Genomic DNA, 14,906 nt, shown 5'->3' with positions numbered 1-14,906 from the left:
GAGCAGCTAGGACCCACATGAGATGAGGTCTTAGACGCAATAGGAAAAATTCTTAGAAACAGGTGAGATCGATGAAAAGCGTGAAAAGAGTCACATTTGAATATCACTAGTAGAAAGCGCTGAGAATAAGATAGCTACTTGTATCGCACTGGTTACAGCAGCGATACAAGCAACAATACAAACACCAGCGACTATCTTGTTATCGGGAAGAGTCCTTAAAAGCCAGAGCGAACCTCTGCACTTTTCTGAGGCGATTGAGCTTGTAGGAAAGGCAGCAGCAGCAAGCCAATAACGGCCGCACAAGTAGAGATGGTAATGAAGAACCCACTCCAACCATAAGTTTCTAGAACGAGCGCTAATGGGTAACCAGAAAGTGCTGCACCCATGTAAGCAAACAAGCCAACAAAGCCTGTCGCCGCCCCAGCAGAGTCTTTGTGCGAACATTCTGCCGCCGCCATACCAATAAGCATTTGAGGACCAAAAACAAAAAAGCCGACACAAAACAGCCCAGCAGCTTGAAACACAAAGTTGGTTAAAGGCATCAACCACAATGCAGAAACTGAAAGAAATATGCCGATGGCAAACAAGATGTTCATTGGACCGCGGTTGCCACCAAACAGCCTATCCGAGCCCCACCCAGCAACAAGTGAACCAACGAAACCGCCAATCTCAAACAGAGACAAGGCAGCGTTGGCGTTTATCAAACTGTAATTGTGTTCTTCGGTGAGGTATAAGTTACCCCAGTCGTTAACCGCCGTTCTTACGATGTAAACCAACACATAGCTAAAGGCGAGCAGCCAAATGTACTTATTGCTGAACACATAGGTTTTCAGGATTTCTCGATAGCTTAACCCTTGCCCATGGCTCTCTTGCGCCAATTCTAGATGGTCACTGCGCCACTTCCCTACCGTCGGAAGTCCCATGGTGGTGGGCTTATCACGTAAGCGCCAACAAACGATAAGACCGATAAATACACCAATCACACCCGGCCAGATAAACCCAGCTCGCCAACTGAATTGCAGCGTTAGATAACCCACGAGAATAGGAATTAGCGCCCCACCAACGTTGTGTGCTGTATTCCATATAGCCCAGCGAAAGCCTCTTTCGGAGCGAGAATACCAAGTCGTCAATAACTTAGAACACGATGGCCAGCCCCAACCTTGGAACCATGCATTCAGTACCCAAAGCGAGATGAAAGCCGCTAACGAACTAGAAAAGCCAAAAGCGATATTGATCAAGCCTGTTGCGATTAAGCCAAGCCCCATAAAGTAGCGCGGGTTTGAACGATCCGATATCGTGCCTGAGATAAATTTCGATAAGCCATAAGAAAGATAAAAGAGCGTGCCAATTAAGCCGATATCACCTTTGTCCAAGCCAAGGTCGGTGATCATGGCTGGCGCGGCATAATTAAAGGTTTTACGAGTGAAGTAAAAACCGGCATAGCCGACATACATTCCTATCATGATGTGGAGGCGCCAGTAGCGATAACTCTGATTGATCTCATCATCAGTTAGAGCATCACTCTTTGACGTTGTTGAGCGCAGAAATCCAAACATATTCGTTCTCACACTTTAGGTAATGTAACGCTGATATTGGTACCCGAAGATGAGCCATTAGCGGTGATTGTCATCTTGCCACCGAGCGCCTGAACACGCTCTTGCATACCACGAACCCCCATTCCTTTGAGAAGGTCTTGCGCTGTAAAACCAACGCCATTGTCTGAGATCCGAAGATAAGCCTGATCATCTAGAATCAGTTCAATTCTGATTTCGCTCGCGTTGGCGTATTTAGAGGCGTTGTTTAGAGATTCTTGGCACAGCCTGAAGATAGTGACCTTGAGCGTGTCACTCAAACACGAATAATCACCTTGCCAATTTAACTGAATATCAACGCCATGATCCGAAAACTCCATCTCTCGAATAAGCTGTTCCACAGAATCTTTTAGGTCAAGATCGTCCAACATCTTAGGTCTTAGTTTTGTAAGTAGACGCTTGGTGGTGTCATAAACATTCAAAGACAATGACTCAATCGTTCCCGCACAACGAACGCTCATCTCAGCCGCGTCAACACGCTTAATAATGCTTGCTTGAGTACGAATTGCCGTGATGTTTTGACCGATTTCATCGTGTAGCTCACGAGCAATGTCACGACGAACCGATTCTTCAGCCGTGATTAACTGACGTGAAAGATTTTGATTCCTTGAGAGCTCACTGCGCAATTTCGAATTGAGATCTTTTTGCTTTTGAACTGCAAGACCCAGCAATATACCAGTGATGGTTTGAGCGGAAAGAGATAAGAGTAAATCGGTAATTTCGAGTTTGGACGTTCCACTGTGGGCAGCAATCAGCGCAACACTGTTTAACAGGGTCGCGAGCAAAGCGCCTTGCCATCCGTAACGAACGGCCAGCAAGATAATAGGGATCGCCATACAAAATGGGGCAAATCGTCTGAGTTCATCAGGCAAACTGGTTTGTATCAAAATACTGGCCACCAGCAACACACTGTATAAAGCGATGTGACGGATTTTGAACTCTACAACATTATGGATTAAGTAAGAGCTCAGTGGCGCCCACTTATTTTGGAATAGATAGTTCCAGACTAGATAACACATAGGCACCAGCATCAGTCCACCCGTGATACTCGCTAACCACACCATGTAAACGGCTGGAACATGAGAACCCACCACGGCAACGTTAATTGATGCGGTGACCATGATTAAGCTCGCCATCACTAACAGGTGACGATTTTGGTCACCAAAGTAGTACCGCTTAGCAAGTAAAGTAACGGGAATACTTAATCCACTCGCAATTAATATGGTTAACCACTGTGGCTCATCGAGTAATAGGGCTAAAGCAATCGCGAGCCCCCACTCTGCAATATAGATAGCAGGCCAATAGTGAGTGCGAGTGTGCAGCGTCATTCCTAACCTGAGTGAGAATGGAAAAAGCAGAATGGCTAACTCAGGGTCATTAATGAAATAAAAGGCAATAACCCATAAACAAAACCATGCGCAGCCAGCCATAAAAACCCCACATAGGGAGGTGGCTAGATAGGAGCGCATTAGTACTGATCTTGAGTGAACAATTTAGCTAACTCAACGTTGTTCTTAACATTGAGTTTGTCCATGGCATTGGCACGGTGTACATGAACCGTTTTATGACTAACTCCTAACTCAACGGCGATAGATTTCACATCGAGCCCTGTTGCCAATAACTGGCACACTTCGCTTTCTCGACGGGTGAGTTGATTTAAAGAGGCTTTATTCTTCATTGGTGTCGCAAGCTTTATAGCGATATCGGGCGTGAGATAACAGCCACCATTTGCGCTCGTATGTACGGCTTGGATTAACTCATCTGGGCTGCAGCGCTTGCTGAGATAACCTTTGGCTCCTAACTCTAATGACTTCTCAACCATCGCCGGAGAGTCATGTACGCTCAGCATGATACTGGCAATGCCTGATGGAATTTCTTCCAATAAGCTCAAGCCACTTTCATCCTGCATTGAAATATCCAAGATAACGACATCAGGGTGACAACTTGGCAATCCGAGGCGCGCTTCTGCCGCAGAGTTGAATTCACCCACGACCGTAATATCAGTTTCAAGACTGAGTAATTGAGCAAAGCCCGAACGAACAATGACGTGGTCATCAACAAGCGCAACATTAATCATGATATTAACCAAAATTAGGAGTAAGAAAGAAAAATAGCCCCGACAGGAGCTATTTAATATTAAGTTTATTGATAGATATGATACTGAATCGAACTAGCGATTGGTATGATCTCACGTGCTTTAATCAAATAAAGCACGTGAGACTAACTACCCGAAACTCTATTTACGAAAACTCGCTAGGCGTTTTGAGCAGCTAGGTGCATCTTCTTCGTGTGACGAATCTTCTTCTCTTCCGCAACCGCAACGAATAGCAGCAAAACAATACAAATAGCAGCAGATGTATCCAATGCTGCGAATGTGCCTTTCCAACCCGTTAAGCCGAAAATAGGTGTGCCATCCGCAATCATACCGAGGCCAAGTTTGGCAAAGCTGTCACCAATTAGGTAAGCAAATGTACCTTTCACGCCGTCAGCAACACTGATTGCTTTCTTAGGTACAAAACCTACCGCAGCAACACCAATCAACAGTTGAGGACCGAACACTAGGAAGCCAAGTACGAACAGTGACGCTAGGTACATGAACTCGCTCGTTGCATTTTGGTAGAACTCTAGAGAGACAATAATCAGTCCAAGCGATACACAGGCAACTAAAGCACGGCGTCCGTTCGCAAGGTCTGATAAATAACCCCACATCAATGTGCCAACCAGTGCTCCGACTTCAAAAAGAGTAAAGCCTGAAATCGCAGTTTCTTTTGATAGACCTAGCTCTTGATACGCGTAAACGGTAGACCATTGATCGATACCGATACGAACAATGTATAAAAAGATATTCGCGAAGCAGAGCAACCAGATCACTTTGTTTTTTAGAATGTATTCAACAAAGATCTCTTTCTTGGTCATTTGATTTTCTTCAGCGATAGTATCTTCTTCGCTGATTTCTTCGTCAAACAACTCTTCTACTGTGCCTAGACCGTATGCTTCTGGAGAATCATTACCAAAACGCATGCCAATAAAACCCACCACAATCGCGATGATAGATGGGAAAACGAACATACCAATTACGTTGCCATCAAATAGGTAATTCGCACCAAACAGAGCAACACCAGCAGCACCAGCACCACCCACGTTGTGCGACATATTCCAAAGACCTAAATACGAACCACGCTTGTTACGAGGCGTCCATTTAGTGATCGTTGAATAACTTGAAGGGCCACCCGTACTTTGGAAGAAACCACTCAATGCGTAGAAGGCAACCATCATGAATAAGCTAGCGCTGCCGCCACCCATACTGAAGCTGAAGCCCAACATGGCAATACCTGAAAGGACAAGCATGAATGGCAGGAACTGCTTGGTGTTTTTACCATCGGCGTAATAAGAAACGACGGTTTTACCGATACCATAAGTGATTGAGAAACCAAGACCGATAAGACCTAGATCCGTCATTGATAACCCATAAGTAGAAATCATGTCGTTTTGCGCGACATTGAAGTTCTTACGGATTAGATACATGGTTAGATAACCAATGAACACGACTAGGTACGATTGCAGGAATGGTTTAAACCACATCTTTCTTCTAGTTTCGACCGGAAGATCCAGCGTCGGTTTTCTAACCTGATCTAGGAACTTTAACATTGTGAACTCTCTTATTTTTTGTGAGGTCTGCACGGCATAATTGCGACCATGCATTCTTTGTTAGTTGACCGTGAAATAATAAGGAGTCTAAAAATCGACCGCATGAGAGAGGGTCTTAGAATAACTAAGAAAAATTCCTAGTTCAGAATTGGGAGTCAAGAAAGCGTGAACAGCATCACTTTGTTTACGGTCTGTTATGTATTGATATTACGATAACAAAAGTAACTCATTTCAAGGCTGATAAACTTTGTAAACGAACAAACACAAGTGAAACACTTCGCCTAAAAAAAGCGCCAGTGTCGATTCATCACCATCAAACTCCATGACATGATCAATACTGGCTCAACATTCATTCCTATTAAAATAGATTCAATAGGCTTGTTACGTGTTTTGCGCGAATCGTACTACAGTCGTTTACCGCTGCCGTCTTCCCACATCACTTCGCATTCATCCTTGATTGCCGCTTTCAATAGTTCGACTAGCGGAAAAGCTCGGCTACCGATATTAACAGGCGCTTCAACAACCTCTTCTTCACTGTCGTCATCAGCATTTTCTTGCTCTACCGGTTTGCTCTGCTCAGCAGCGATCGCAGCACGTAAGTTGTTTAGCGCTTGAGGAACCTCTGAAGCATCAATCGCTCCTGGGATCGCGCCACTATGTCCAAGCATCTTAATGAACTGAAGACCTACCTCACCAAACATCGTGACGCTAGCATGAGCCTTGCAACTAAAGGTAATTAACATAATGAGCCTCTATCAAATTTAGGTATCTATAAACTATGTTGAGTAAATCATTGGAAAGCAAGTGGATAATAACTAAATCGCTTTTGCCAACTCGAACCTTGATTATCCTCCCTCTCGGACAAGCTTGCGCCGTCAGTGATACGCATCACTATTTATTATCGGTTGGGCATTTTTAATATAAAACCTTGATAATAATCACACTAAATAGCCATCTAAGTATCCGCATAGCTTATTATTTAATCTACTATTAACTTCATTATCAAAATCTTTGGCACAAATCACATGAAAAGGCTGGTCGGCAGACATCTAGAAGAAATGGCGGACATACGATCCACCCGCAAGCAAAAGATCGTCCACTCCTTTTCACTGACTGCCGCTGCGTTATTCATTTTCTACACTTGGGCTTACTTCCAAGGCCAACATTACACACTATCGGTTTTCGAATTGTGTTTTGCACTGATCGCTATCTCCAATGCATTTTACGTAAGAAAAGTCATTAACCCTGAATATTCAGAATTGATTCTGAGTGGCGTTCTTCTGGTACAAGGGGTTATCCTATTCTTGTACAGTCACGCTATTCCCGACCGGATACTTTGGCTCTATCCGATTCTGGCAGCCGTCATTTTCATTAACGATTTCAGAATTGGCATTGTCTTCAGCACCTCATTTTGCCTATTTATCAGCATCTTAATTACGGCGATGCCCAACAACTTTTCTTTGCCATTTAACAACACACACAGATTTATTCTTAGCCTGTTTACCATGAGCTTGGTGTGTCACACATCCGCTTATTACTACACAAAAGCCGTCAGTTACATCCAACGCCTGTATAAAGAAGGCATTGAAGATCTCGCCTACAGAGACCAACTTACCGGATTGGCAAACCGCTGGAGTTTTGAGCGCTGGGCGTTAGAAAAGCTTGCGACAGTGGATAGTGAGCGATCACTTACGGCATTGGTCTTCTTAGATATTGATGACTTTAAAGGTATTAACGACAGCTACGGGCACGACGTAGGAGACAGTGTCTTACAGCACTTTGCTAATCGCTTGAGCAACAACATCCGAACCAGAGACAGAAAAAGCCATGAATACGACTATTCGATTGCGCGCTTTGCTGGCGACGAGTTTGTTTTGATGCTCTACGATGTACCAACTCGTAAAGATCTAGACGGTATTTTAGATAGGATTTGCGGGTTATTCGAAAGTGGTTGCCAGACAAACGAGAGAATCAAGGAGTTGACGCTCAGTGTTGGGGTGTCTTTGTATCCGCAAGATGCTCAAGAATTACATGAACTGACGAGATGTGCTGATAAAGCGATGTATGTCGCTAAGCACTCAGGAAAAAACCGATACGCTTATTATCACGACAATCCAGTGTCGACCTTGATAGAAGAACTACCGACGAATCTAACCTTCTCAGAATCGGATTCATCTGAGCTTGAAGATTGTCTTGAAGCAAAAGTCGAAGGGAACAATGTTACGCTGTTAAAAACGCGTCAACGATAACCATTAACATCGTTTACTGCTAAGCGCGCTAACCTGCCATATACATAAGCCATAGGCTCACTAACCCGATCACAATAATCCATATGACTTGTCGTGTTCGGTTTGGGTTATTGCCTCTAGGTCTCACTACCGTTTTAAAAGCAGCTTGCTTAGCCGACTGAATAAACGGTGCTTCAATCTCACGTTTTTTCACGCGACGTTTAACAGCGCTGTTCGCAACCTCGGTAAAACGCTGCCCTTGCTCCGTTGTAAAGTCGTTATCAAAGCCCATCCGACCTTGCCTTTCGCCATGTTTTTGCTGTACTGCCATAGCGGCCTCCTTGGCGGTCTACTCTATATTGAGTATAGACATAATTTCATATTGTTACCTGTTCAAAATTATTGTTACCTGTTCAAAATTTTCGAATAAGTTACTCAACGCTATGCCATCTTCTTTTTAAATCAAATTACATAAACTACTGCTATTCAAGTTTATGAGGATTTCAAAATGACGAGTGTAAGAACAGTAGATAATGTGATTGCAGCACATGCCACCTCCGATGGTGATGGAGTCAAAATCCAAAGACTCACTGGTTTCAATAACACGCGTTTCTCTCCATTTTTGATGATTGATGAACTTAAGTCGGATGAAAGCAAAGACTATGTTGGTGGCTTTCCTCCACACCCTCACCGTGGGATAGAAACGCTCACTTACATGCTCCAAGGTCACTTCCAACACAAAGACCACATGGGGAATATTGGTGAACTTCGTAGCGGTGGCGCACAGTGGATGGCTGCGGGTCGTGGTGTTATTCACAGCGAAATGCCGATGATGGAAGAAGGCGCACTGCACGGTTTTCAGATTTGGATAAACCAGCCTGCGTCACACAAAATGCTGCCCGCGCAATATCACGACTTCCAGAGTGAAAGCATTACAGAACACCAAAGTGAACAACGTGGTTTATTGAGAGTGATAGCCGGTGGGTTTGAACTGCATAACCAAACTAACGATGATTCAGAGGCTTTACGAGCGCAAGGTCCATTGCAGAAAACAGGTGTGCCATTAAGCGTTGCGGATTGGCGCTCTCATTCTGGGCAAAAAGTGACGTTAGGGACTAATGTTAATCACAATGCCATGACTTATGTGTACCGAGGCAGTATTAAGATCAACGACAAAGTGATCAAGCAAGGTCAGCTTGCCCTGTTAACAAAAGCTGAATTGTTGTCTTTAGAAAGCCTAGAAGATTCAGGTGTACTGATTTTTTCTGGTCAGCCGATTAATGAACCTGTTGTGCACTATGGTCCGTTCGTCATGAATTCAATGGAAGAGATTGAACAGACGATTCAGGATTACAACAACGGCGTATTTGAGACTTACTGATTTACAGATGTCTGTCTTTGAGCTTTGAGATTTGAATTGAAGATTGAAGATTGAAGATATTTTGCAACGAACAACGATTTGGTCATCCATTTGATGACTGCAAAAACAAGTGACACTATCCACTGCCGGTTACTATCACTTATTTAACCACGCTCTTAGAGCGTGGTTTTTTTCTATTAAATCAGAGACCAACGATGTCCTGATTAAACGAATTTAGAGCGAGTTACAGGTACTCACACAGGTAAGCTGTCGCTTCTTTTACCTGTAGGTCGAATGAAGAATCACCCGCAACGTCAAAAGACTCACCAGATTGGTATGTCGTCCAGTCATCATCGCCAACACGCTTTACAATTAAAGCACCTTTAACAACGGTCATCTTCTCTGGAGCCGCGGTACCGAATGTGTATTCGCCAGCCGCCATCACACCAACACTCACATCAGCGCCACCTTGGTTAAACGCTAACGACTTAACGCCACCATCAAAGTATGTATTCTCTTTAATCATTGTACTTCCTTGTTATCTTCAAATTGCAATTATTGGACTCAACGAATGAGCCTATGCGTAAATCTAGGTGATAATTGTTTTAACCAATTCGAGACTGTCCTACAAGAAATAAATACGCATAGCTTAGGCATTTATTGAATTCACTTTCATTGATAACGTAAATACCAAGGAATCAGGCAAAAAATCGCCAACGCAACCAAATTTATTGGAACATTCGATCCTGCTTCTAACTCTTATAACAATTTTTGCAAACTAAGGTTTTAGTTAATAGAATCTAAAATAATATCAGTGGGAAAATGAAGAGATAATGGCAAAAAAGTCGATCAAAAGCAGAGATTTATTTGCCAACTCGTTACTCTACAGCTTCCTATTAGCTGGTTTTATGATTGCCCTCACCGCGGGCTATTTTGCTTACCAAGCCCACCAACAATCTGTCAGCCCAAGCAATGTCTATGGCACATGGATAGAAATTGCAGCACCACCTTACAATACTGATACCCTGACACTTTCAGATAATGGTGTGATGATGAATCATCGCCTCATTGCTACCTCGTTTGATTTTGATGGCAAGATTGTCACGATTAGCACAGGCTCTGGAACCACCGTTTACACCATCAGTGGTACTTACGATTCTCCTCGCTTGAAGCGACTAGAGCCAAGCGTACCATCTCAGCAATTTATTAAAGAAGGCTACGAAGATACTGCAGCTGGTGATACCCACAGTGTGATGCAACAAAGACGGGCTTCTTTAGCAGAGCAATTCAAAAGATAATCCCCTTCTCAGTCGTCTAAATAATAGTCTTCTCCGTAAAAAGTATTCTCCGCATCACTACTTTCATATTTACCTACCGATCTGCGCCGCTCACCCAACACACTTCGCTTTGTGATACTGCTTCAACTTGCGATATTTTCTTATCATTTGTCGCATCTTTTCATAACTTCATGTCGTGGATTTTCACTTATGAGATTTTACTTCTGAAGGGTGTTTTATTTTATAAAACATGGACTCAGCCTCTCACTCATTAAGCAACAGAATTGTAACGAAATACTATTTTTTAGTTGTCCATCGAAAACGGATTTATTTTCAGTTATAAAATTAAAACTCTCTCGAATACTGACTGGGAAGCTCCTTCAAAACTGACTGGAGCCGTTTATGGGGCCATTTGGTTCTCGTAACCTTCAAGGAATGAGAGAAAAAGTATGATTCGTATAAATACCTGTGCTGCGAGCATTGCTCTAGCGCTATCTGGTACAGCATTAGCTGCTCCAACAGCACCTAGCATCGACATGTACGGTTCCAACAACCTGCAGTTTTCCAAAATTGAACTCGCGATGGAAACCACATCAGGCTACAACCAGATGGTTAAATATCACGACAAAGCAAAGGTCGACGTCAAGTTCAACCAATGGAGCGGAACGTCAGGAAACACGTACAACATCTACTTCGATGGCGTTAAAGTTGCCACTGGCCCTATTACTGGCAGCCAAACTACAGCTTCATTCGAATACGGCCAAGGCGGCTTATTTCAGATGGAAATCGAAGCGTGTGACGAAACAGGCTGCGCCAAGAGTGCTCCTGCTCAGATCACGATTGCAGATACCGATGGTTCACACTTAGCGCCACTTGCAATGAATGTTGATCCGAACAACAAGTCATACAATACAGACCCAAGCACGGTAGTAGGTACTTACTTTGTTGAGTGGGGTATTTATGGTCGTGATTACACCGTTGATAACCTACCCGCTGACAACTTGACCCATATCCTTTATGGCTTCATCCCAATTTGTGGTCCTAATGAATCAGTAAAATCGGTAGGCGGCAACAGCTACAACGCACTCATGACAGCCTGTCAGGGTGTAAACGATTACGAAGTGGTGATTCATGACCCTTGGGCCGCTTTCCAAAAGAGTTTCCCGCAAGCTGGTCACGAATACAGCTCACCTATCAAGGGTAACTACGCAATGATGATGGCGCTAAAACAGCGCAATCCAGACTTGAAAATCATCCCATCAATTGGTGGTTGGACACTGTCTGACCCGTTCTTCGATTTCACGACTAAAGCCAACCGCGACACGTTCGTTGCATCGGTTAAGAAATTCCTCAACACATGGAAATTCTACGACGGTGTCGATATCGATTGGGAATTCCCTGGTGGAGACGGTGCTGCTCCCGATCTTGGTGACCCTGTGAATGACGGCCCTGCTTACATTGCATTGATGGCAGAACTGCGCGTTATGTTGGATGAGCTAGAAGCGGAAAACGGTCGTACTTACGAGCTCACATCTGCGATCGGTGTTGGTCACGACAAGATTGAAGACGTGAACTACGGCGATGCTATCCAATACATGGATTACATCTTCGCAATGACTTACGACTTCTACGGCGGTTGGAACAACGTGTTAGGTCACCAAACAGCACTAAACTGCGGTAACTTCATGCGCCCTGGTCAATGTGATGGCACAGGCCTTGATGAAAATGGCGAACAATACACTGGCCCAGCTTACACCACAGACAACGGCATCCAATTGCTGCTTGAGCAAGGCGTTCCTGCGAACAAACTTGTGGTTGGTACAGCGATGTACGGCCGTGGTTGGGAAGGCGTATTACCATCATCACTTTCAGATCCTAATGATCCAATGACTGGCGTAGGTAATGGCAAACTGACCGGCAGCTCTGCTCAGGGTGTATGGGAAGATGGCGTTATCGATTACAAAGGCATTAAAGCGAACATGCTTGGTGCAAACAACCAAGGCATCAACGGCTTTGAATATGGTTACGACGAAATGGCAGAAGCGCCTTACGTTTGGAACCGTACTTCGGGCAAGCTGATCACATTTGATGATGACCGCTCAGTAAAAGCAAAAGGCGCATACGTTCGTAGCCTTGGTCTTGCGGGTTTATTCTCTTGGGAAATTGATGCGGATAACGGCGATATCCTGAATGCGATGCATGAAGGTCTAGCAGGTGGAACTACTGACCCTGTAAACCGTAAACCAACCGCAGCAGCGGGCGCAGACCAATCGGTTGAAGGCCCAGATTCTGTTTCTCTAGACGGTAGCGTTTCAAAAGACAGCGACGGCACGATTGCAAGCTACGCTTGGTCACAAGTAAGCGGAACAGCCGTAACTCTGGCCAACGCCAATGCTGCAGTTGCAAGCTTCGATGTGGTTGAAGTCGCTCAACAAGAAGTACTCACGTTCAGCCTAACGGTAACTGACAACGAAGGTGCTACTGCAACTGACACCGTTGTTGTAACGGTAACTCCTAAAGACACAGGCCCAGTCAATACAGCACCAGTTGCTGTGGTTACGGCTCCGTCTGAAGTTAATGCGGGTGATGTAGTCGTGGTTGATGCTTCGGCTTCGAGCGATGCTGACCAAGATACATTGACCTTCACGTGGGATGTGCCTGCTGGTATTGATGCTACGGTTCAAGGTTCTTCAGTGAGCTTTGTCGCGGCGGAATACACGCAAGATACGACGCTGAACTTCTCTGTAACGGTCAGCGATGGCACTGATACATCGGTAGCGGCTACTTCAGTGAACGTTCTTAAGAAAACCACAGGCGGCGGTACGTGTACTAACGCTTGGGATTCAAGTGCGGTCTACACTGGCGGCGACCAAGTGACTCAAGGCGGTAAGGTTTGGGAAGCGAAGTGGTGGACAACAGGTGAAGATCCAACAACGACAGGCCAATGGGGCGTGTGGAAAGAGATCGGCCCTGCAAACTGTGCAAGCTAAAAATAGGGTTTAGCTAAACGCTAACTAAGCGTCGACTAAACACCTAAAAGCAAGGCCAACCAGATAATGTCTGGTTGGCCTTTTTATTTATGTTTTCTGAGCTTTGGGCTTACGATCTTTTTATTGGCGTCCTACTGACTTGCGATCGTTGGACTTAGCCAATTAAGTTATCAAAGCTCTCGAATACTTGTGGGCACTTCATCACTCGCCCGTGACCTTGGCCTTGAGTCGCAATCAAGGTAACTCGACCCATTTCATTAGCTGCACGCTGAGACACATCAAACTTAGTAAACTTGTCTTGCTCATCATGAACAATGATCGTCTGAGACTCACGAAGCGCCAGCTTTCCATAAGGATCGACAGACTGAATTGGGTAATTAAACTGCTCTTCCACTTCACCTACTACCGCCTCAAACAGCTTCATTGAGTAACCAGAACGCGCAACGCTGCCAAATAGGTTTTCTAGATAATCCAACACAGGTGCAATGAGCAATAACGGCTTGCTTTCCAATTTAACGTGCTTACATTCCAACGCAGAAGCGGTACCCATGCTGTGACCGACCAAACCTGCCACTTCACCCACCGAATCGAGAACAGCTTCCAAACCATTCACAAACGCTGGGATATGACCATGTACGCCATCACTGCCACCATGAGCAGGGTGGTCGTAAGCCATTGCAGTAAAGCCTTTAGCAGCGATGTGTTCCATTAAAGGAAAGAACTGACTCGCGGTGCCTGACCAACCGTGGGTAAGCACCCAAACTGGACCAGTACCCAGAGAATACGTTTTTATAACGCCATCACGACCTTCGATTTCACTCTTGATAAGCCCTTGCGGATCTGCATTTTTTTGCTCGGTACGCATCGGAGTGAGCAGCAGTTTACGTGCCGTTTTCTTTGCATGACTTGGCGCTAAAATGTAGTGCAAATTAGTTGTTGCGCCAATTAAGCTGCGCTTGAAGCTAAATTTGTTCGATGTATTGAAATAGATTTTGTCACTCATGACCGTTCCTTGTATCGCCATCATTATTGGCGGATCGAGCTCGGCCCTAAAAATCGAACGACCGTGCTATTTGTTGATATAAAAAATGGCGCTACTGCGATTTATCATCGCTTACCACCACTTATCTAAAATTTTGTTGTAAACCTTACTTCAGCAAGACTCACATGATTTGCGAGTTAACCTGCTGTATGTATTAAACCGCTTTCCAACTGGCTACCAAGCGCTCTACACCACTCCAAAAATGCGTGTGGCTGGCTTGTTGGCCTCGTAATGAGTAGAACAAGTTCGCGCTTAAGTAGAGACCGTACAACTCGAAGGTTGCCTGTTTCGGGTCTAAATCGGCTCTGAATTGTTTGCTCTCAACCGCTTTTGCTACCTGAATCGTAAAGTAGTCAATCCACACTGAAATGGTTTTCTGCAGTGCCTTCTGAATCACAGAGGTTTCGCTGCCAGCGTCTTTCCAAGCGTCAATAAACATGCAGCTGCCTTGGAACGAATGGTTCCAGCCCAGCCAGTTATCGAGCAGTTGTTTCAGCTTAGCTTCAATATCACCGTCGCCCAACTCTCTCGCCGGAATGATGACTCTTTCAGTGAATATGGCATTGGAATATTCGAGTACAGAGAGTTGCAGGTTCTCTTTAGAGTTGAAGTGCGCAAACAATCCACTCTTAGACATACCACACTGCTTGGCTAATTCGCCAATCGTCAAACTCTCAAGACCATTCTCACTCGCAAGTGAAAATGCATGGCTCAAAATATACTCTTTGGTTATCTTTCCTTTGCTCATTATTCACCAATAATAAATCTG

The 14,906-nt window shown here is 44.6% G+C and carries 13 protein-coding genes; 4 read left to right on the top strand and 9 right to left on the bottom strand.

Features of this window, described 5'->3' with window-relative positions; genetic code table 11:
• Nucleotides 1-215: 215 nt before the first annotated feature.
• The 5 genes from L3V33_RS06685 to L3V33_RS06665 all read right to left on the bottom strand — a co-directional run bounded on the left by L3V33_RS06685 (nt 216) and on the right by L3V33_RS06665 (nt 5,983).
• Complete coding sequence (locus L3V33_RS06685) at nt 216-1,556, bottom strand: MFS transporter (RefSeq protein WP_054546129.1); 1,341 nt, start codon at nt 1,554-1,556, stop codon at nt 216-218.
• Nucleotides 1,557-1,564: 8 nt separating this feature from the next.
• Nucleotides 1,565-3,061, bottom strand: a complete 1,497-nt coding sequence (uhpB, locus tag L3V33_RS06680; protein WP_267136822.1) for a signal transduction histidine-protein kinase/phosphatase UhpB — start codon at nt 3,059-3,061, stop codon at nt 1,565-1,567.
• A complete protein-coding gene (uhpA, locus tag L3V33_RS06675) occupies nt 3,061-3,669 on the bottom strand; it encodes a transcriptional regulator UhpA (RefSeq protein WP_004732761.1) in 609 nt (202 codons plus the stop codon). Before uhpA ends, uhpB begins: the two co-directional genes overlap by 1 nt.
• Nucleotides 3,670-3,845: 176 nt before the next feature.
• Nucleotides 3,846-5,240 carry a hexose-6-phosphate:phosphate antiporter gene (gene uhpT / locus L3V33_RS06670; protein ID WP_237290036.1) on the bottom strand — a complete coding sequence of 465 codons (1,395 nt, stop codon included), beginning with the start codon at nt 5,238-5,240 and terminating at the stop codon, nt 3,846-3,848.
• A gap of 404 nt (nt 5,241-5,644) precedes the next feature.
• A complete protein-coding gene (locus L3V33_RS06665) occupies nt 5,645-5,983 on the bottom strand; it encodes a DUF1840 domain-containing protein (protein WP_146455334.1) in 339 nt (112 codons plus the stop codon).
• Between the two features lie 315 nt (nt 5,984-6,298).
• Between L3V33_RS06665 and L3V33_RS06660 the strand changes: the two genes are divergently transcribed.
• On the top strand, nt 6,299-7,489 hold the full coding sequence (locus tag L3V33_RS06660; protein WP_237290176.1) for a GGDEF domain-containing protein: 1,191 nt from the start codon (nt 6,299-6,301) through the stop codon (nt 7,487-7,489).
• 28 nt (nt 7,490-7,517) lie between these two features.
• On the opposite strand, the gene L3V33_RS06655 is transcribed toward L3V33_RS06660, so the two are convergent.
• On the bottom strand, nt 7,518-7,799 hold the full coding sequence (locus L3V33_RS06655; RefSeq protein ID WP_171307394.1) for a hypothetical protein: 282 nt from the start codon (nt 7,797-7,799) through the stop codon (nt 7,518-7,520).
• 177 nt (nt 7,800-7,976) lie between these two features.
• Between L3V33_RS06655 and L3V33_RS06650 the strand changes: the two genes are divergently transcribed.
• Nucleotides 7,977-8,849: a pirin family protein gene (locus L3V33_RS06650; protein ID WP_237290035.1), complete on the top strand. Its 873-nt coding sequence runs from the start codon at nt 7,977-7,979 to the stop codon at nt 8,847-8,849.
• A 223-nt stretch (nt 8,850-9,072) separates the two neighbouring features.
• Here L3V33_RS06650 and L3V33_RS06645 read toward each other — a convergent pair whose 3' ends face one another.
• Entirely contained in the window at nt 9,073-9,354 is a 282-nt protein-coding gene (locus L3V33_RS06645) for a pyrimidine/purine nucleoside phosphorylase (protein WP_237290034.1), read from the bottom strand.
• A gap of 307 nt (nt 9,355-9,661) precedes the next feature.
• Between L3V33_RS06645 and L3V33_RS06640 the strand changes: the two genes are divergently transcribed.
• On the top strand, nt 9,662-10,126 hold the full coding sequence (locus tag L3V33_RS06640; protein WP_004732753.1) for a DUF2850 domain-containing protein: 465 nt from the start codon (nt 9,662-9,664) through the stop codon (nt 10,124-10,126).
• 428 nt (nt 10,127-10,554) lie between these two features.
• Nucleotides 10,555-13,095 carry a glycosyl hydrolase family 18 protein gene (locus L3V33_RS06635; RefSeq protein WP_237290033.1) on the top strand — a complete coding sequence of 847 codons (2,541 nt, stop codon included), beginning with the start codon at nt 10,555-10,557 and terminating at the stop codon, nt 13,093-13,095.
• 154 nt (nt 13,096-13,249) lie between these two features.
• Here L3V33_RS06635 and L3V33_RS06630 read toward each other — a convergent pair whose 3' ends face one another.
• Together L3V33_RS06630 and L3V33_RS06625 are read right to left on the bottom strand one after the other, a co-directional pair.
• On the bottom strand, nt 13,250-14,098 hold the full coding sequence (locus L3V33_RS06630) for an alpha/beta hydrolase (protein WP_237290032.1): 849 nt from the start codon (nt 14,096-14,098) through the stop codon (nt 13,250-13,252).
• A gap of 193 nt (nt 14,099-14,291) precedes the next feature.
• Nucleotides 14,292-14,885: a TetR/AcrR family transcriptional regulator gene (locus L3V33_RS06625; RefSeq protein WP_237290031.1), complete on the bottom strand. Its 594-nt coding sequence runs from the start codon at nt 14,883-14,885 to the stop codon at nt 14,292-14,294.
• Nucleotides 14,886-14,906: the final 21 nt, after the last annotated feature.

It is taken from the genome of Vibrio sp. A2-1, assembly GCF_021728355.1.
GTDB classification, from domain to species: Bacteria; Pseudomonadota; Gammaproteobacteria; order Enterobacterales; family Vibrionaceae; genus Vibrio; species Vibrio splendidus_K.
The sequence above is the reverse complement of the archived record's forward strand: the minus strand, read 5'-3'. Positions and strand labels throughout refer to the sequence as shown.